This is a genomic window from Enterobacter sp. BIDMC 30, assembly GCF_000534355.1.
GTDB classification, from domain to species: domain Bacteria; phylum Pseudomonadota; class Gammaproteobacteria; order Enterobacterales; family Enterobacteriaceae; genus Enterobacter; species Enterobacter ludwigii.
This window is the reverse complement of record NZ_KI973169.1, coordinates 3,152,684-3,172,120: the sequence shown is the minus strand read 5'-3', so window position 1 is coordinate 3,172,120 and position 19,437 is coordinate 3,152,684. Positions and strand designations below refer to the sequence as shown.

Annotated in this window: 18 protein-coding genes; 15 read left to right on the top strand and 3 right to left on the bottom strand. The window is 54.9% G+C overall.

The window, feature by feature from the left end; translation table 11 throughout:
* The first annotated feature begins 6 nt into the window (after positions 1-6).
* From L466_RS07395 to flgL, 7 genes are all read left to right on the top strand, one after another.
* Positions 7-762 (top strand): flagellar basal body rod protein FlgF, encoded by a 756-nt coding sequence (locus L466_RS07395; protein ID WP_014169559.1) that lies wholly within the window; start codon positions 7-9, stop codon positions 760-762.
* A gap of 11 nt (positions 763-773) precedes the next feature.
* A complete protein-coding gene (flgG, locus tag L466_RS07400) occupies positions 774-1,556 on the top strand; it encodes a flagellar basal-body rod protein FlgG (protein ID WP_008500810.1) in 783 nt (260 codons plus the stop codon).
* Positions 1,557-1,613: 57 nt separating this feature from the next.
* Positions 1,614-2,312 carry a flagellar basal body L-ring protein FlgH gene (flgH, locus tag L466_RS07405; protein ID WP_023311139.1) on the top strand — a complete coding sequence of 233 codons (699 nt, stop codon included), beginning with the start codon at positions 1,614-1,616 and terminating at the stop codon, positions 2,310-2,312.
* 12 nt (positions 2,313-2,324) lie between these two features.
* The gene (locus L466_RS07410; RefSeq protein ID WP_014169561.1) at positions 2,325-3,422 is read left to right on the top strand and encodes a flagellar basal body P-ring protein FlgI; all 1,098 of its coding nucleotides are present in this window, start codon (positions 2,325-2,327) and stop codon (positions 3,420-3,422) included.
* Positions 3,422-4,375, top strand: a complete 954-nt coding sequence (gene flgJ, locus L466_RS07415) for a flagellar assembly peptidoglycan hydrolase FlgJ (protein WP_032681259.1) — start codon at positions 3,422-3,424, stop codon at positions 4,373-4,375. The genes L466_RS07410 and flgJ overlap by 1 nt, the downstream gene beginning before the upstream one ends.
* A 75-nt stretch (positions 4,376-4,450) precedes the next feature.
* A complete protein-coding gene (gene flgK / locus L466_RS07420; protein WP_020884676.1) occupies positions 4,451-6,091 on the top strand; it encodes a flagellar hook-associated protein FlgK in 1,641 nt (546 codons plus the stop codon).
* A 14-nt stretch (positions 6,092-6,105) separates the two neighbouring features.
* Entirely contained in the window at positions 6,106-7,059 is a 954-nt protein-coding gene (flgL, locus tag L466_RS07425) for a flagellar hook-associated protein FlgL (RefSeq protein WP_032681258.1), read from the top strand.
* Positions 7,060-7,134: 75 nt separating this feature from the next.
* Here the strand turns inward: flgL and L466_RS07430 are convergent, their stop codons facing one another.
* On the bottom strand, positions 7,135-8,349 hold the full coding sequence (locus L466_RS07430; RefSeq protein WP_032681257.1) for an MFS transporter: 1,215 nt from the start codon (positions 8,347-8,349) through the stop codon (positions 7,135-7,137).
* A gap of 19 nt (positions 8,350-8,368) precedes the next feature.
* On the opposite strand from L466_RS07430, the gene L466_RS07435 reads away from it, so the two are divergent.
* Complete coding sequence (locus tag L466_RS07435; RefSeq protein WP_081750649.1) at positions 8,369-9,394, top strand: LysR family transcriptional regulator; 1,026 nt, start codon at positions 8,369-8,371, stop codon at positions 9,392-9,394.
* 40 nt (positions 9,395-9,434) lie between these two features.
* Here L466_RS07435 and rne read toward each other — a convergent pair whose 3' ends face one another.
* On the bottom strand, positions 9,435-12,545 hold the full coding sequence (gene rne, locus L466_RS07440) for a ribonuclease E (protein WP_032681255.1): 3,111 nt from the start codon (positions 12,543-12,545) through the stop codon (positions 9,435-9,437).
* Positions 12,546-13,117: 572 nt separating this feature from the next.
* On the opposite strand from rne, the gene rluC reads away from it, so the two are divergent.
* Complete coding sequence (gene rluC / locus L466_RS07445) at positions 13,118-14,065, top strand: 23S rRNA pseudouridine(955/2504/2580) synthase RluC (protein ID WP_032681254.1); 948 nt, start codon at positions 13,118-13,120, stop codon at positions 14,063-14,065.
* A gap of 63 nt (positions 14,066-14,128) precedes the next feature.
* Here the strand turns inward: rluC and L466_RS07450 are convergent, their stop codons facing one another.
* The gene (locus tag L466_RS07450) at positions 14,129-14,713 is read right to left on the bottom strand and encodes a Maf family protein (protein WP_032677877.1); all 585 of its coding nucleotides are present in this window, start codon (positions 14,711-14,713) and stop codon (positions 14,129-14,131) included.
* Between the two features lie 140 nt (positions 14,714-14,853).
* Between L466_RS07450 and yceD the strand changes: the two genes are divergently transcribed.
* The 6 genes from yceD (at position 14,854) to fabG (ending at position 19,332) form a co-directional block, all read left to right on the top strand.
* Positions 14,854-15,375 (top strand): 23S rRNA accumulation protein YceD, encoded by a 522-nt coding sequence (yceD, locus tag L466_RS07455; RefSeq protein ID WP_014169570.1) that lies wholly within the window; start codon positions 14,854-14,856, stop codon positions 15,373-15,375.
* Positions 15,376-15,391: 16 nt separating this feature from the next.
* Entirely contained in the window at positions 15,392-15,565 is a 174-nt protein-coding gene (rpmF, locus tag L466_RS07460) for a 50S ribosomal protein L32 (RefSeq protein WP_003857964.1), read from the top strand.
* Positions 15,566-15,645: 80 nt separating this feature from the next.
* A complete protein-coding gene (gene plsX / locus L466_RS07465) occupies positions 15,646-16,680 on the top strand; it encodes a phosphate acyltransferase PlsX (protein ID WP_014169571.1) in 1,035 nt (344 codons plus the stop codon).
* A gap of 6 nt (positions 16,681-16,686) precedes the next feature.
* A complete protein-coding gene (locus L466_RS07470; protein ID WP_014169572.1) occupies positions 16,687-17,640 on the top strand; it encodes a beta-ketoacyl-ACP synthase III in 954 nt (317 codons plus the stop codon).
* Positions 17,641-17,655: 15 nt separating this feature from the next.
* Entirely contained in the window at positions 17,656-18,585 is a 930-nt protein-coding gene (fabD, locus tag L466_RS07475) for an ACP S-malonyltransferase (protein WP_032681253.1), read from the top strand.
* Between the two features lie 12 nt (positions 18,586-18,597).
* Positions 18,598-19,332 (top strand): 3-oxoacyl-ACP reductase FabG, encoded by a 735-nt coding sequence (gene fabG, locus L466_RS07480; RefSeq protein WP_014169575.1) that lies wholly within the window; start codon positions 18,598-18,600, stop codon positions 19,330-19,332.
* Positions 19,333-19,437 lie beyond the last annotated feature (105 nt).

Sequence of the window (19,437 nt, the reverse complement as noted above, 5' to 3'; positions counted from 1 at the left end):
AGCGCAATGGATCACGCAATATATACCGCGATGGGCGCGGCAAGCCAGACGCTCAATCAGCAGGCTGTTACTGCCAGCAACCTGGCAAACGCCTCTACACCGGGCTTTCGTGCGCAGCTTAATGCGCTGCGTGCGGTCCCGGTGGAAGGGCTCTCCCTGCCGACGCGTACGCTGGTTACGGCCTCTACGCCGGGTGCGGATATGACGCCAGGCCAGATGGATTACACCTCACGCCCGCTGGACGTTGCCCTGCAACAGGACGGCTGGCTGGCGGTGCAGACCGCTGACGGCGGTGAAGGATATACCCGTAACGGTAACATCCAGGTGAGTGCCACGGGCCAGCTGACGATTCAGGGTCATCCGGTAATGGGTGAAGCGGGTCCGCTGACGGTGCCGGAAGGGTCTGAGCTGACTATCGCGGCCGACGGGACCATTTCGGCATTGAACCCGGGCGATCCGGCCAATACCGTTGCGCCCGTCGGGCGTCTGAAGCTGGTGAAGGCGGAAGGCAAAGAGGTGCAGCGTGGCGATGACGGGATGTTCCGTCTGACCCAGGCGACCCAGGCCACTCGGGGTGCCACGTTACAGGCCGATCCGAGCATCCGCGTGATGTCCGGCGTTCTGGAAGGCAGTAACGTCAAGCCGGTCGAAGCGATGACCGACATGATCGCCAGTGCCCGTCGTTTTGAAATGCAGATGAAGATTATCAGCAGCGTTGATGAAAACGCGGGCAAGGCTAACCAACTTCTGGCTATGAGTTAACAGGACTCCTTATGATCAGTTCTTTATGGATCGCGAAAACTGGCCTGGACGCGCAGCAAACCAACATGGATGTGATTGCCAACAACCTGGCAAACGTCAGCACCAATGGTTTCAAGCGTCAGCGTGCCGTTTTCGAAGATTTGCTTTATCAAACCATCCGCCAGCCGGGAGCGCAGTCTTCTGAACAAACGACGCTGCCATCCGGCCTGCAGATTGGTACCGGTGTTCGTCCGGTAGCCACCGAGCGTTTGCATAGCCAGGGCAACCTGTCTCAGACCAACAACAGCAAAGACGTGGCAATCAAAGGCCAGGGGTTCTTCCAGGTGCAGTTGCCTGACGGTACTTCTGCCTATACCCGCGACGGATCGTTCCAGGTCGATCAGAATGGCCAGCTGGTGACGGCGGGTGGTTTCCAGGTTCAGCCTGCGATTACCATCCCGGCGAATGCCCTGAGTATTACTATCGGGCGTGACGGCGTGGTGAGTGTGACGCAGCAGGGGCAGGCCGCACCTGTTCAGGTTGGACAGCTAAACCTGACCACCTTCATGAACGACACCGGTCTGGAAAGCATTGGTGAGAACCTCTACACCGAAACGCAATCCTCCGGTACGCCAAATGAAAGCACCCCGGGCCTCAACGGTGCGGGTCTGTTGTATCAGGGTTATGTGGAAACCTCGAACGTGAACGTTGCAGAAGAGCTGGTGAATATGATCCAGGTTCAGCGCGCGTATGAAATTAACAGTAAAGCAGTGTCGACGACCGACCAGATGCTGCAGAAACTGACGCAACTCTAAGGTGTAGCCCGGTGCGGTCAACGCCGCGCCGGCTCCCTGTTTTCGAAGATGAAGGCAATGCAAAAAAACGCGGCGTTTCGTTATCCGATACTGACTGTTCTGGCTGTCACCCTCAGCGGGTGTGCCTTGATCCCGTCTAAACCTTTAGTGCAGGGTGCGACTACCGCCCAACCCGTTCCTGGCCCGGCTCCAGTGGTGAACGGCTCCATTTTCCAGACCGCGCAGCCAATCAATTATGGCTATCAACCGCTGTTTGAAGATCGCCGCCCGCGTAATGTCGGCGATACGTTGACCATTGTGCTGCAGGAAAACGTCAGCGCGAGCAAGAGCTCGTCGGCGAATGCCAGCCGCGATGGCAAAACCAATTTCGGTTTCGATACCGTTCCACGCTATCTGCAGGGCCTGTTCGGCAATGCGCGTGCTGATGTCGAGGCCTCTGGCGGCAATACCTTTAACGGTAAAGGTGGCGCGAATGCCAGCAATACCTTTAGCGGCACGCTGACGGTGACGGTTGACCAGGTGCTGGTTAACGGCAATTTACACGTTGTGGGTGAAAAACAGATCGCCATCAATCAGGGCACTGAGTTCATTCGTTTCTCGGGCGTGGTTAATCCTCGCACCATCAGCGGCACCAACACCGTTCCGTCCACCCAGGTGGCGGATGCGCGCATCGAGTACGTCGGTAACGGCTACATCAATGAAGCGCAAAATATGGGTTGGCTGCAGCGTTTCTTCCTTAACTTATCGCCGATGTAAGCGAGGTGACCCATGTTTAAATCGATCTTCGCCGTGGCGCTGGCGCTGGTGGCAACGTTTGCCCAGGCTGACCGTATTCGCGATCTCACCAGCGTTCAGGGCGTACGCGAAAACTCGCTGATTGGCTATGGCCTGGTGGTGGGTCTGGACGGAACGGGCGACCAGACCACCCAGACGCCATTCACGACTCAAAGTTTGAACAACATGCTTTCCCAGCTCGGTATTACCGTCCCGGCGGGAACCAATATGCAGCTGAAAAACGTGGCCGCGGTCATGGTCACCGCCTCCTACCCGGCGTTCGCGCGCCAGGGGCAGACAATTGATGTCGTGGTCTCGTCAATGGGTAACGCCAAAAGCCTGCGTGGCGGCACGCTGCTGATGACTCCGCTGAAAGGGGTCGACAGCCAGGTTTATGCGCTGGCGCAGGGGAACATTCTGGTCGGCGGTGCCGGCGCGTCTGCGGGCGGCAGCAGTGTGCAGGTGAACCAGCTGAACGGCGGGCGTATCACCAATGGTGCGATCATTGAGCGTGAACTGCCGACCCAGTTTGGCGCAGGCAACACCATTAACCTGCAGCTGAATAATGAAGACTTCACGATGGCGCAGCAGATTGCCGACACCATCAACCGTAGCCGCGGCTACGGCAGCGCCACGGCACTGGATGCCCGTACCGTGCAGATCCGCACCTCTACCGGCAGCAGCAACCAGGTCCGTATGCTGGCTGATATCCAGAATATGGAAGTGAATGTTCCGGTTCAGGATGCCAAAGTGATTATCAACTCGCGCACCGGTTCGGTCGTGATGAACCGCGAAGTGTCGCTCGACAGCTGTGCCGTGGCGCAGGGTAACCTCTCCGTGACGGTTAACCGCTCCGCCAACGTCAGTCAGCCTGATACCCCGTTCGGGGGTGGCCAGACCGTGGTGACGCCACAAACGCAGATTGATTTGCGCCAGAGCGGTGGGTCGCTGCAGAGCGTACGCTCCAGCGCGAACCTCAATAGCGTGGTTCGGGCCCTGAATGCCCTGGGGGCGACGCCGATGGATCTGATGTCGATTCTGCAATCCATGCAAAGTGCGGGATGTCTGCGCGCCAAACTGGAAATCATCTGATGCTGACCGATAGCAAGCTGTTGACCGGTGCTGCCTGGGATGCCCAGTCGCTCAACGAACTGAAAACCAAAGCAGGTAAGGACCCGGCGGCGAATATCCGCCCGGTCGCCCGCCAGGTGGAAGGGATGTTTGTACAGATGATGCTGAAAAGCATGCGTGAAACCCTGCCGAAAGACGGGATGTTCAGCAGTGATTCAACCCGTCTTTACACCAGCATGTATGACCAGCAGATTGCGCAGCAGATGACCGCCGGGAAAGGCCTCGGTCTGGCTGATATGATTGTCAAACAGACCGAAGCCGCGCAGGGCATCCAGCCGGATGATAAGCCACAGCAGGTGCCGATGAAGTTCGACCTGCAAACGGTGACCAGTTATCAGAATCAGGCCCTGACGCAGATGGTGCGCAAAGCCGTACCGAAGGCCACGAGCACCAGCGATGAGCCACTTTCTGGCGACAGCAAAGACTTCCTGGCGCAGCTCTCGCTGCCGGCACGTCTTGCCAGTGAACAGAGCGGCGTGCCTCATCACCTGATCCTCGCGCAGGCGGCGCTGGAGTCCGGCTGGGGTCAGCGGCAGATCCGTAAAGAAAACGGCGATCCGAGCTTTAACATCTTCGGCGTGAAGGCCACGTCGAGCTGGAAGGGGCCGACCACCGAGATCACCACCACTGAATATGAAAACGGTGCGGCGGTGAAGGTTAAAGCCAAATTCCGCGTCTATAGCTCCTATCTGGAAGCCTTATCCGACTATGTGGGCCTGTTGACCCGAAATCCGCGTTACACCGCCGTTACACAGGCGGCAACCGCGGAGCAGGGCGCTCAGGCACTGCAGAATGCGGGCTACGCCACCGATCCGAACTATGCGCGTAAGCTCACCAGTATGATTCAGCAGCTGAAATCGATGGGCGAGAAGGTCAGCAAAGCCTATAGCACAGATATCGAAAATCTGTTCTGAAAGTTCTCAAGTCCCGGTGGAGGCTGCCGATAACCTTCATCAGGACTCGTGTCTGAACGTATAAAAGGAACCCCCATGTCCAGTTTGATTAACAGTGCCATGAGTGGCCTCAGTGCTGCGCAGTCGGCACTCAATACCGTCAGTAATAATATTTCAAGCTATAACGTGGCAGGTTATACCCGCCAGACGACAGTGCTGGGCGCGTCAAACAGCACGCTGACCGGCGGTGGCTGGGTAGGTAACGGGGTTTATGTCTCCGGTGTCCAGCGTGAGTATGATGCATTCATTACCAACCAGCTGCGCGCCGCGCAGACCCAGAGCAGCGGCCTGACTACGCGCTATCAGCAGATGTCAAAGATCGATGATGTGCTCTCGGATACCACCAACTCGCTCTCTACCACGCTGCAGGACTTCTTCAAAAGTCTGCAGACTCTGGTGAGCAACGCAGAAGATCCGGCTGCGCGCCAGACGGTGCTGGGCAAAGCGGATGGCCTGGTCAATCAGTTTAAAACCAACGATCAGTATCTTCGCGATCAGGATTCTCAGGTGAATACCGCGATTTCTGCCAGCGTCGATCAAATTAATAACTACGCCAAACAGATTGCGAACCTGAACGATCAGATTTCCCGTCTGACCGGCGTGGGTGCTGGCTCATCACCAAATGACCTGCTCGATCAACGCGATCAGCTGGTGAGCGAACTGAATAAAATTGTCGGTGTTGAAGTTTCTGTGCAGGATGGCGGCACGTATAACGTCTCATTTGGCACCGGTTACAGCCTGGTACAGGGGAGCAAAGCGAACCAGCTGGCTGCGGTGAATTCCAGCGCAGACCCAACCCGTACAACGCTGGCCTATACCGATGATGTTTCCGGCAATATCGAAATTCCTGAGAAGCTGATTACCACCGGCACCCTTGGCGGTTTACTCACCTTCCGCTCTGAAGATCTGGATAAAGCGCGTAATAGCCTTAACCAGATGGCGCTGGCCTTTGCTGACGCGATGAACAAGCAGCATGAAGCGGGTTTTGATGCTAACGGCGATGCTGGCGGCAAGCTCTTTGACTTTGGCTCGCCTGCGGTTGTGTCCAACAGCAAGAATTCAGGTACCGCCGCGCTGACAGCCTCCGTGGCTGACAGTACTAAAGTCCAGGCAACGGATTATAAGCTGCAGTTCAACGGAACCGACTGGACCATTACGCGTACGTCGGATAAGACCAGTTTCACGATGAGTCCGGATGCGAGCGGCAATCTGTCTTTCGACGGCCTGAATGTCAACGTGAGCGGTACCGCGAATAACAAAGACAGTTTTGTTGTGAAACCCGTTTCTGATGTCATCGTAAACATGGAACTCAAGTTTAATGATGAGTCCAAGCTGGCGATGGCATCGACAAGCGCCGGTGGCGAAAGTGACAACCGCAACGGTCAAAAATTGCTGGATCTGCAAAATAGCAAGCTTGTCGGCGGGAATAAGTCTTTCAATGATGCTTATGCTTCCCTCGTCAGTACCGTTGGTAGCTCAACAGCGGCACTGAAAACCAGCAGCGAAACGAAAGCGAATGTAGCGACGCAGTTAACCAAACAGCAGCAGTCGATCTCAGGGGTAAACCTTGACGAAGAGTACGGCAATTTGCAGCGCTATCAGCAGTATTACCTCGCTAATGCGCAGGTTCTACAAACTGCCAGCTCGCTCTTTGATGCAATCATTAATATTCGCTAAGGCTGAGGTGAAACATGCGTATTAGCACCCAGATGATGTACGACCAAAACATGCGCGGGATCACCGATTCCCAGAGCAAGTGGTTGAGTTATGGTGAACAAATGTCCACCGGCAAGCGTGTCAATCGCCCGTCGGACGATCCCATCGCGGCGTCGCAGGCTATTGTTCTGTCACAATCACAGTCACAAAATAGCCAGTTTGCGTTGGCAAGATCGTTCGCATCACAAAAAGTTTCTCTCGAAGATAATGTGCTTAACCAGGTTACTGTCGCTATCACCAGTGCTAAAGAGAAATTAGTCTATGCCGGAAACGCAACCTTAAGTGATGACGATCGCCTGTCGCTGGCGAGCGATTTGCAAGGTATTCGCGACCAATTGATGAACCTTGCAAACACCGCGGATGGTAATGGTCGGTTTATCTTTGCCGGCTTTAAGACTGAAGTGCCACCGTTTGATTCCGTTACCGGTGACTACAAAGGCGGTACTGAGGCTATTTCGCAGCAGGTTGATACCGCGCGTAATATGGTCATTAGCCACACGGGTCAGCAGATCTTCGAAAGCATCACCAGTAACGCCAAAGAACTGCCAGGTGGCGGATATGGCGAGACGAACATGTTCAAGATCCTCGATACGGCGATTACCGCGCTTAAGGTTCCCGTCGATACCGACTCTGCTGCAGCTGAAGCACAGGGGAAAATCATTTCTGATGCTCAAACCGGCATCACAAATACCCAGAACAACATTCTTACTGTCGCTGCTGATGTAGGTACCAAGATGAACGAGCTTGAAAAGCTGGATAACCTTGGTGACGATCGTGCACTGGGCCAGACTAAGCAGATGAGCGACCTGGTTGATGTGGACTGGAATGCAGCGATCTCCTCTTACACCATGCAGCAGGCCGCGCTGCAGGCATCTTATAAAGCGTTTAGCGATATGCAGGGCATGTCCCTGTTCCAGCTGAACAGATAACATCTTGACCTCTTGGAACATGTCTTGAAACTGGGCATGTTTTACTGCCCAATCCGTGTGGATTGGGCATTTTTTTTACGCGATTTCTGCCGGTGCGGAGGCGACGCGTGCACTTTCAATTAGACGTATTGCCAGCGCAATGACACCGCATACCGTTGCCAGGGCAACCACGCCCGTCCAGCCAGCCAGCGTGTAGATTTTACTCCCCGCAGCCGAACCCAACGCCATGCCGATAAAGACCACCGTAAACAGCAGGGCATTAAGACGCCCCCTGGCCTGAGGCTCAAGGCTATAGACCAGATTCTGGTGCGCCACCAGACTCGACTGCAGGCCCAGATCAAACCCGATGGCTGAGACTGCAATCAGAATCAGTTGTCCATGAAGACCCAGCGCGGGCATCAGGAACATCAGGGCAAACGAGACGGTAACCAGTGCTGCGCCAAGCTGCGTGACTTTTCCGGCGCCCAGCTTGTCCGCCAGACCTCCCGCCAGCGGGGCGGCTAAGGCCCCCGCGGCCCCGGCAATACCAAAACCACCCGCGACGGCGCTCCCCAGATGATAGCGCTCCAGCAGCATGACCGCCAGCGTTGACCAAAAGGCGCTAAAGGCAATCGAGAGAAAACCTTGTGCCAGTGCTGCACGACGCAGAGCCGGATAACGACGCCACAGATGTTCCATTGAGCGCATCAGGGCGGGATAACTCAGCGTGGAGTGAATGGCAAAACGCGGGAGTACCCGCCACATCACCGCCCCAATAAATGCGATGCTTACAGCGGCCAACTGATACATGACGCGCCAGCCAAAAGCTTCACCCACCACACCGCTGACGGTTCGCGACAGCAAGATGCCCATCAGCAACCCTGTCATCACGGTTCCCACGGTTTTTCCCTGTTTCCCTTCGGGGGCGAGGATAGCCGCTGCGGGAACGATATCTTGTGCCATGGTCGCGGCCATGCCAATCAGCAGGCTTGCCAGCAGCAGTGAGTGCTGCTGCCCGGTCAGGCTGCAGCCCAGCAGAAACAGTGCCAGGGCGGCGCTTTTTATCAGGATTAACGTCCTGCGGTCGTGACGATCGCCAAGCGGCAACAGAAAAAGAATACCGAGCGCGTAGCCTGCCTGGGTCAGCGTCGGGACCAGCCCCATCCCTTCAATACTAAGATGAAGGTCGGCGCCTATCAGCGGCAGCAGCGGTTGCGCGTAGTAAATGGATGCGACGCTAAACCCAGCCCCCAGAGCCAGCATAAAAATCACCCAGCGACTGGCGGCATGGGGAGCAGTTGTTGTGTTCATAAGACGTTCCTCACTCATAATGTGCCGCTATTTTTTATCACTACGCCTTGCGACGGTAGAGGGCCTGGTGGTAAAACGCTTATACGTTTGGCGTATAGCAGAGAAAATAATGAAGCGAGTTGAGCGTATAGACAGGGTGGAACTCATGCGCACATTTGTTCGTATTGTGGAAAGCGGATCGCTATCCGGGGCGGCAAGACTGCTTGCGACGAGCCAGGCTACGGTGAGCCGCCGCCTTCAGTCTCTGGAAACGCTGCTGGGGGTACGGCTTTTATTGCGAACCACCCATGCAACAAAACTTACCGATGACGGCGAGCGCTGCTATCAACATGCCCGGCGGGTCATTGATAGCTGGCTGGCACTGGAAGATGAAATCGGCCAGACGGAGGACGAGCCGGTCGGCGTGTTACGGGTACGTGCACCGCACGCCTTTGGGCAGGATCAGCTTCTGAGGCCGTTAACGGAGTTTTTGCAGCGTTATCCTCAGCTGTCGGTGGAGTGGATGCTCAACGATAAGTCGGTGGATTTTCTGAGCGACAATCTGGATTGTGCTATTCGAGTTGGCGCAGAGGTGGATCCGGCAACCGTCTCCGTGCTGTTGGCGGAAGTGCCACGCTGTGTGGTAGCTTCGCCTGCGCTGCTGGAGCAGTTTGCGCCGGTTCACACACCGGAGGATCTGCAGGCGCTTCCCTGGATTGCCATCAGCACGTTCTATCAGCGACATGTGGAGTTGTGGGATGATCTTGCGCAGGTAAAACGTATCTCCATTGCGCCACGACTAAGCACGGATAGCCTGCATGTTGCGCGCAATACCGCCCTGACAGGGTTAGGGGTGGCGATGGTTTCAAGCTGGACGGTCAAGCAGGATATCCAGGAAGGGCGCTTAGTGCATTTGCTTCCACAGTGGCAGCCCGCCGCGCTCCCGGTTCATCTGGTTTATCCGTGGTCGCGTTATTATCCGGCGCGTTTACGCCGTTTTCTGGAGATGATGAAGAGGGTGATGCCGGACATTGCGGGTATGAGAAAGCCGGCACGCGAGCAATAAAAAAGCCGACCCGAAGGTCGGCTTTTTACGCTATGTGTCGTTACTCAACAGACTGCGGACGGGTAGCCGGTGCCGTCGCCTGATGCGTTGCACTGTGGCCACCGGCAGAGCCTTTACCGTCAAAGTTGAACGCAGGGCGGACCCAGTCACTGTGACGCGGCGCTTCCGGCACATATTCCGGCGCTGGTGCGCGAGTCATCGGGGCTGTCGCAACGTGAGCAGGGGCCGGAGCGGTGATTACCGGCTCGGCTTTCACTTCTGGCTCTTCTGCTTTCGCGGCTTCACGCACCGGTTCGACGTCAATTTCAACGTCCTGAACCACGTCTTCAGTCACGGTTTCGACAACCACGTCCGGGGTCTCTTCTACCGCTGCTGCTGGCTGAACCTCAGCAACAACGTCTTCAGCGACCACGGTGTCTTCTTCAGCAATAAGCTGCGGTGCGGCGTCAACCGGCGCGGCAATCACTTCTGGGTGCGTGGTTTCAACGTCTACTGCATGAGGCGCTTCTGACTCAACGGCCTGTGGCTCAACCACGATAGCGGCTTCATTTACCGCTTCTTCAGTTGCGGCTACCGGGGCAATCACCTCTTCGGTGACAGCCTGTTCTTCCACAACCTGCTCCTGACGAGCAACCGGGTAGCGGATCCAGACTTTACCGGATGCCATTTCAGGAGACGCGCACGCCACGGTTAATGGCATTGGCGACTGTGTCGGGTAACGCTCATCGCGATAACGACGACGACGTTGACCGCTGACGCGCAGGTGACGCGGAGAACGGCGTGAACGACGTGGCATACCCGCGTTATCACGGCCTTCACCGTTATCGTCTTGCTCAGCGTTGTTTTCGACGACGGCCGGCAGATCCACTTTCGCCAGTTGAGTGCCTGGTGCAGTGTCACTTGCTTCTGCAGGGACGATGACGGTCTCTTCCACCGGCAGGGCACCTACACGCACTTTCTGTGACAGCTGGCGCTGCTTACGACGCGGCATAACCTGAGTACGTTCTTCCTGCTCGCTTTCCTGCTGTTCAACAGGCTCTTCGCGGTTCAGGTTTTTGACTTCCTGCTGCGCCTGGCGCTTCTCGTCGTTACGACGACGGCTACGCTCACGGCGTGGCTGCTGCTCGTCGCGCTGTTTGCTCTTCTCAGACTCATCGCCCGCCTGCTGGCGAATTTCACGATCTTCAACATTCTGCGGTTGCTTCTCGCGACGGTTGCGACGGTTGTCTTCGCGTTGCTCACGACCCTCATTATTGTCCGAACGGTTGTCACGGCGTTCGTTACGGTCATTACGATCGTTACGGTCACGGCGGTTGTTCTGACGTTTACGACGGTCCTGCTGACGTTCAGGTTTCGCTTCTTTCGGTGCTTCTTTCGGTTGCTCAGGCTGCTGGACTTCTTCGCCTGCAAACATCTTCTTCAGCGCACCGAAGAGGCGGCTCAGCAGACCCGGTTGTTCTGGCTGGGCTTTGACCGCAACGGCTTCTGGTTTTTGCGCAACCGGTTTGGTCACGGGTTTTTCCAGTGCCGTTTCTGGCGGAGCTTCAGGCATGATGAAGGTCGCTAAGGCTGGCTGCTCTGGCAGTTTGCGCTCGGCAGGTTCTTCATCGGAAGGCAGCGCCATCTCTTCTTCATGCAGCTTAGGCAGCAGATAGCTGAGCGTGCTGGTCTCTTCACCTTTACGGACACGCAGCACGTGGTAGTGCGGGGTTTCCATCTGATCGTTAGGTACGATGATGCAGCGAACATCGCCCTGGCGTGATTCAATTGCGCTGACGGCCGCACGTTTTTCGTTCAGCAGGTAGGACGCAATTGGCACGGGAACAATGGCATGAACCTCTTTGGTGTTCTCTTTCAGCGCTTCTTCTTCAATCAGACGCAGAATAGAGAGGGACAGAGATTCGTTATCACGAACGGTACCGGTACCGGAGCAGCGCGGACAGACGTGATGGCTGGATTCACCGAGTGAAGGGCTCAGACGCTGACGGGACATCTCCAGCAAGCCGAAGCGTGAGATATGGCTAATCTGGATACGAGCACGATCCTGACGTACCGCTTCGCGCAGACGGTTTTCAACCGCACGCTGGTGGCGAACAGGGGTCATGTCGATAAAGTCGATAACAATCAGACCACCCAGGTCGCGCAGGCGGAGCTGGCGGGCGATTTCATCAGCGGCTTCAAGGTTGGTGTTGAAGGCGGTCTCTTCGATATCACCGCCGCGCGTAGCACGTGCGGAGTTGATGTCGATGGCGGTCAGTGCTTCGGTCGTATCAATAACGATAGAACCACCGGATGGCAGACGCACTTCACGCTGGAAAGCGGATTCAATCTGCGATTCGATCTGATAATGGCTGAACAGCGGGATTTCACCGGTGTACAGTTTGATTTTGCTGGTGAAATCCGGACGACCCAGCGCAGCAATGTGCTGGCGCGCCAGCTCAAGCACTTTCGGGTTATCGATCAGAATCTCACCGATGTCCTGACGCAGGTAGTCACGGAAGGCACGCACAATCACGTTGCTTTCCTGGTGAATCAGGAACGGCGCTGCGCGGCTTTCTGCTGCTTTCTGGATTGCTTCCCAGTGCTTCAGACGGAAGCTTAAATCCCACTGCAGCGCTTCGGCAGATTTGCCGACGCCTGCGGTACGCACGATAAGCCCCATGCCGTCAGGCAGCTCAAGACTTGCCAGCGCTTCTTTCAGCTCGGTACGGTCATCACCTTCAATGCGGCGAGAGATACCACCGGCACGCGGGTTGTTTGGCATCAGAACCAGATAACTTCCCGCAAGACTGATAAAGGTGGTCAGTGCGGCACCTTTGTTGCCACGCTCTTCTTTATCAATCTGAACAATGACTTCCTGACCTTCACGCAGCACATCTTTGATGTTTGGGCGGCCATGGGAGTTATAGTTTGCAGGGAAATATTCGCGGGCGATTTCTTTCAGAGGGAGGAAACCGTGACGCTCAGCACCGTAATCGACAAATGCAGCTTCAAGGCTTGGTTCAATGCGGGTGATTTTACCTTTGTAAATGTTCGCTTTTTTCTGTTCGTGTCCAGGACTTTCGATATCCAGATCGTACAGGCGCTGCCCATCCACAAGGGCGACACGCAACTCTTCTTGCTGAGTTGCGTTGATTAACATTCTTTTCATCGTAACTTACTCGTTATTCTTACATTGACGACAAAGCTGCGGGCAAGGTGACGCTTTCCGGGGTATGAACCGATGGCCTCGTGTCTATTCACGTCGCCAACCTCACGGTTGTCGCTCGCTTAAGAGGCGCAGAGTGTCGGTTGCCTGTATTTCATACGGAAACACAGCGCAATTATCAGGGGAATTGCCTGGGTAGAACTCTCCAGAGAACAATCCTTATACCGGGAAGTACTGCAACCCGCAGCCCGCTAACTGCCTGAAAGATCAATACGTCTTACGCCATTGCTGCGTGGATGATCGGTCAGACAAAATTGGTCATTCCGTCGAGATCCTTACTTAACCAGGATTTAACACGGAAAACGAGTTCATTATTCCACTGCTCGCCGGGTTATAGCAAGATGACTTTTACCAATTATCACCCGGTTACTCACAGTTTCTTCACTTCAAGGTGGTGATTGGTTTAATAACCACCAAATCGATTGCGTGAAACAGGGGACAGGCCGGATAAAAGTAAATATAAGCATAGAAAAATGAGTGGCGCTAATGGCTGACGATATTTAGAATCGCCAACCATGAAAACAGAGACTCCAGCCGTAAAAATGGTTGCCATCGCGGAAGACGACGCGGGGCAACGTATCGATAACTTTTTGCGCACCCAACTCAAAGGCGTGCCAAAGAGCATGATTTACCGCATCCTGCGCAAGGGTGAAGTGCGGGTTAACAAAAAACGCGTGAAGCCTGAGTACAAACTCGAAGCCGGTGATGAAGTGCGTATCCCGCCGGTCCGTGTTGCGGAACGCGAAGAAGAGGTCGTTTCACCCAGGTTGCAGAAAGTGGCCGCCCTGAGTGACGTTATCCTTTATGAGGATGATCATATCCTGGTGCTGAATAAACCGTCAGGTACCGCTGTCCATGGCGGGAGTGGTCTCAGCTTTGGCGTGATTGAAGGCCTGCGTGCGCTGCGTCCCGAAGCCCGTTTCCTCGAACTGGTTCACCGTCTCGATCGCGATACCTCCGGCGTGCTGCTGGTCGCAAAAAAACGTTCTGCCCTGCGTTCCCTGCATGAGCAGCTGCGTGAAAAAGGGATGCAGAAGGATTATCTGGCGCTGGTTCGCGGCCACTGGCAGTCCCACGTTAAGGCAGTGCAGGCACCTTTGCTGAAGAATATTTTGCAAAGCGGTGAGCGCATTGTACGTGTGAATCAGGAAGGGAAGCCGTCTGAGACGCGTTTCAAAGTGGAAGAGCGCTATGCGTTCGCCACGCTGGTGCGCTGCAGCCCGGTAACCGGCCGTACCCACCAGATCCGCGTACATACGCAGTATGCCGGTCATCCGATCGCATTTGATGACCGCTATGGCGACAAGGAGTTTGATAAGCAGCTGGCGGGCACCGGGTTGTCACGCCTGTTCCTGCATGCGGCGGCACTGACGTTCACTCACCCGAATACCGGCGAAACAATCCGCATTGAAGCCCCCCTTGATGAGCAGTTAAAACGCTGCCTGAAGGTGCTGCGCGGCTGATTTGGCTGGCACTTACCGACCTGAGGTCTCTCAGGCCGGTAAGTGAGGTATCACCCGTAATACTCACATCTTCAGCGGATTACACTCCTCGCGTCTGAGCATCTGGCACAATGCTATCAGCGGCAACCCGACCAGCGTGTTCGGGTCACGTCCGTCCAGCTTGTCGAACAGGGCAATCCCCAGACCTTCACTTTTGAAGCTTCCGGCGCAATTGAGCGGTCGCTCCCGACGCACATAGTCGGCGATTTCCTGCTCGCTAAGATGGCGAAAATGGACGTCGAAAGGTTCGCATTCGGTTTGCAGGTGACCCGAGGCGGAGTTGTAGAGTGCCAGACCCGTATAAAAGGTGACGATATTGCCCCGCGCTTGCATAAGCTGCTGGCAGGCATTCGCTTCAGTGTGCGGCTTTCCGGTGATAACACCGTCCAGCACACAAACCTGATCGGAGCCTATAATCAAATGCGAAGGGTAGCGTGCGGCAAGTGATTGCGCTTTCTCCTTCGCAAGACGGGTGACCAGGTGACGCGGTGATTCGCCCGGCTGCGGCGTCTCGTCAACTTCCGGCGCCGCGCATTCAAACGGGATCCCGAGCTTTTCCAGCAACATTCGGCGGTAGGGTGAGGTGGAGGCAAGAACGAGATTTGGCATATTTTTATCACCAGATATAGCGTATCGATGCCAGCCATTTTAAACTACAGGCCGCAATGTGTGCGAATAATTGGCAAAAGGCAGCTGTGGTTGCCTTTTTCTTTGACTATATGACGTTACAAAGTTAATATGCGCGCCCTATGCAAAAGGTAAAATTACCCCTGACTCTTGATCCGGTTCGCACGGCTCAAAAACGCCTCGATTACGAAGGTATTTATACTTCCGATCAGGCTGAGCGTGTCGCCGAATCCGTAGTCAGTGTGGACAGTGATGTAGAATGCTCCATGTCGTTTGCTATCGATAACCAGCGTCTCGCAGTTTTAACCGGCGATGCAAAGGTGACGGTAACCCTCGAATGTCAGCGTTGCGGGAAACCGTTTGTACAGCATGTTCACACAACGTATTGTTTCAGTCCGGTCCGTTCTGACGAACAGGCTGAAGCACTCCCGGAAGCGTATGAACCGATTGAAGTTAATGAATTCGGTGAAATCGATCTTCTGGCTCTGGTTGAAGATGAAATCATCCTCTCCTTGCCAGTCGTTCCGGTGCATGAATCTGAACACTGTGAAGTGTCCGAGGCGGACATGGTCTTTGGGGAACTGCCTGATGAAGCGCAAAAACCAAACCCATTTGCCGTATTAGCCAGCTTAAAGCGTAAGTAATTGAGGAGTAAGGTCCATGGCCGTACAACAGAATAAACCAACCCGTTCCAAACGTGGCATGCGTCGTTCCCATGACGCGCTGACTGCAGTTACCAGCCTGTCTGTAGACAAGACTTCTGGTGAGAAACACCTGCGTCACCACATCACCGCTGACGGTTTCTACCGCGGCCGCAAGGTTATCACTAAGTAATCACGCGTCAGCGTGATTAGGCTTAGTGAGGATTTCCCCGTGCAAACGGGGAATTTACCGAACCAGGCTGTGACGATACCTTGACACGTCTAACCCTGGCGTTAGATGTCATGGGAGGGGATTTTGGCCCTTCCGTGACAGTGCCTGCAGCTTTGCAGGCACTGAATTCTAATTCGCAACTCACACTTCTTTTAGTCGGCAATCCCGACACAATCACGCCATTACTTGCAAAAGCTGACTTCGAACAACGTTCGCGTCTGCAGATTATTCCTGCGCAGTCAGTTATTGCCAGTGATGCACGTCCATCGCAGGCGATTCGCAATAGCCGGGGCAGTTCTATGCGAATGGCGCTGGAGCTGGTGAAGGAAGGACGCGCGGAGGCTTGCGTCAGTGCGGGAAATACCGGCGCGCTGATGGGGCTGTCGAAATTGTTGCTCAAACCTATTGAAGGTATTGAGCGTCCGGCGCTGGTGACGGTATTACCGCATCAGCAGAAGGGCAAGACCGTGGTGCTCGATTTGGGTGCTAACGTCGATTGTGATAGTACAATGCTGGCTCAGTTTGCCGTGATGGGGTCGGTGCTGGCAGAAGAAGTGGTCGGGATAAACAATCCCCGTGTTGCGTTATTGAACATCGGTGAAGAAGAGACCAAAGGCCTGGACAGTATTCGCGAAGCTGCCGAATTGCTCAAACAGGTTCCCTCCATCAACTATATTGGTTATCTCGAAGCCAATGAGTTGCTGACGGGGAAAACGGATGTTCTGGTGTGTGATGGCTTCACCGGGAACGTAACGTTGAAGACCATGGAAGGGGTCGTGCGAATGTTTCTTTCACTGCTTAAATCGCAGGGAGAAGGCAAAAAAAGCGCCTGGTGGTTGATTTTATTAAAGCGTTGGTTACAAAAAAGCCTGACGCGGCGATTCAGTCACCTCAACCCCGACCAGTATAATGGCGCCTGTCTGTTAGGATTGCGCGGCATTGTGATTAAGAGTCATGGTGCCGCCAATCAGCGAGCATTTACTGTCGCCATTGAACAGGCAGTGCAGGCGGTGCAGCGACAAGTCCCTCAGCGGATTGCCGCTCGCCTGGAATCTGTATTAGCTAAAAGTGACTGAGCGTACATGTATACGAAGATTTTAGGTACCGGCAGCTACCTGCCAAAACACGTGCGTACCAACGCCGATCTTGAAAAAATGGTAGATACGTCTGACGAGTGGATTGTCACGCGCACAGGTATCCGTGAACGTCGTATTGCCGCGCCAGACGAAACCGTTTCGACCATGGGTTACGAAGCCGCGCAGCGTGCTATCGAAATGGCGGGCATCGATAAAGATCAGATTGGCTTGATCGTGGTTGCCACGACCTCTGCCACGCATGCCTTCCCAAGCGCAGCGTGCCAGGTGCAAAACATGCTCGGCATTAAAGGCTGCCCGGCATTTGACGTTGCCGCAGCGTGCGCAGGGTTCACCTATGCGCTGAGCGTTGCCGATCAGTATGTTAAATCCGGTGCCGTGAAATATGCGCTGGTCATCGGTGCTGACGTGCTGGCACGTACCTGCGATCCAACCGATCGCGGGACGATCATTATTTTTGGTGATGGTGCGGGCGCGGTACTGCTCGGTCAGTCCGAAGAGCCGGGCATCATCTCTACGCATCTGCATGCCGATGGCAGCTACGGCGAATTACTGACCCTGCCTAACGCCGATCGCGTTAATCCGGATAACGCTATTTACCTGACGATGGCAGGTAATGAGGTGTTCAAGGTGGCGGTGACTGAGCTTGCGCACATTGTCGATGAAACGCTGGAAGCGAATAACCTTGACCGCTCCGCACTCGACTGGCTGGTGCCGCATCAGGCGAACCTGCGCATCATCAGCGCGACCGCTAAAAAGCTGGGCATGTCGATGGATAATGTTGTGGTGACGCTGGATCGTCACGGCAATACCTCTGCGGCGTCAGTACCGTGCGCATTTGATGAAGCGGTACGTGACGGACGAATCAAACGGGGCCAGTTGGTCTTGCTTGAAGCCTTTGGTGGCGGGTTCACCTGGGGTTCCGCGCTGGTTCGTTTCTAGTATAAGGATTAAATAATGACGCAATTTGCTTTTGTGTTCCCGGGCCAGGGTTCTCAGGCCGTTGGGATGTTGTCTGAAATGGCAGCAAAGTATCCGGTTATCGAAGAGACTTTCCGTGAAGCTTCCGCTGCGCTGGGTTATGATTTATGGGCGCTGACCCAACAGGGACCGGCCGAAGAGCTGAACAAAACCTGGCAGACTCAGCCAGCGCTGTTGACGGCGTCCGTTGCGCTGTGGCGTGTCTGGCAGCAGCAGGGCGGTAAAGCGCCAGCGCTGCTCGCGGGCCATAGCCTGGGTGAATACTCTGCGCTGGTGTGTGCCGGTGTTATCGTGTTTGCTGACGCGGTGCGTCTGGTTGAACTGCGCGGTAAGTTCATGCAGGAAGCAGTACCTGAAGGCACCGGTGGCATGTCTGCTATCATCGGCCTCGATGATGCTGCGATTGCAAAAGCGTGTGAAGAATCCGCTGAAGGTCAGGTGGTGTCTCCCGTTAACTTCAACTCGCCAGGCCAGGTGGTTATCGCCGGTCATAAAGACGCGGTTGAACGTGCTGGTGCAGCCTGTAAAGCTGCAGGCGCGAAACGCGCTCTGCCGCTGCCCGTTAGCGTACCGTCCCACTGCGCACTGATGAAACCTGCTGCCGATAAACTGGCCGTTGAGCTTGAAAAAATTACTTTTAACACACCGACAATCTCCGTTGTGAACAACGTCGATGTGAAATGCGAAACCTCGCCGGACGCTATCCGTGATGCGCTGGTTCGCCAGCTCTACAGCCCGGTACAGTGGACCAAAACCGTTGAGTTTATGGCCTCTCAGGGCGTTGAGCATCTGTATGAAGTCGGCCCAGGTAAAGTCCTCACCGGTCTGACAAAACGTATTGTTGACACCCTGACTGCTTCGGCAATTAACGAGCCGGACGCGATGTCAGCGGCACTCTCGCAATAAAAGAGGAATACCATGAGTTTTGAAGGAAAAATTGCCCTGGTCACTGGCGCAAGCCGCGGTATCGGGCGTGCAATTGCTGAAACACTGGTTGCGCGCGGCGCGAAAGTGATTGGTACAGCAACCAGCGAGAATGGCGCTAAGGCCATCAGCGAGTATCTGGGTGCGAACGGTAAAGGTCTGGTTCTGAATGTGACCGAACCTGCATCTATCGAATCTGTTCTGGAAAATATTCGCGCAGAATTTGGCGAAGTGGATATTCTGGTAAATAATGCCGGGATCACTCGTGATAACCTGTTAATGCGAATGAAAGACGACGAGTGGAACGATATCATCGAAACCAACCTGTCATCTGTATTCCGTCTGTCAAAAGCGGTAATGCGCGCTATGATGAAAAAGCGTCATGGTCGTATTATCACTGTCGGTTCTGTGGTTGGTACCATGGGAAATGCTGGTCAGGCTAACTACGCTGCGGCGAAAGCAGGTCTGATCGGTTTTAGTAAGTCGCTGGCACGTGAGGTTGCGTCCCGCGGTATTACTGTAAACGTTGTTGCTCCGGGCTTTATTGAAACGGACATGACGCGTGCGCTAACTGATGAGCAGCGTGCGGGTACGCTGGCAGCTGTTCCAGCGGGCCGCTTAGGCGACCCTAAAGAAATTGCCAGCGCGGTTGCATTTTTAGCCTCTGACGAAGCGGGTTACATCACTGGTGAGACCCTCCACGTCAACGGCGGGATGTACATGGTTTAATCACGATGAAAAATATTTGCGTTATTAGGGCGAATGGCCTCAAAATAACGTAAAATCGTGGTAAGAACTGCCGGGATTTAGTTGCAAATTTTTCAACATTTTATA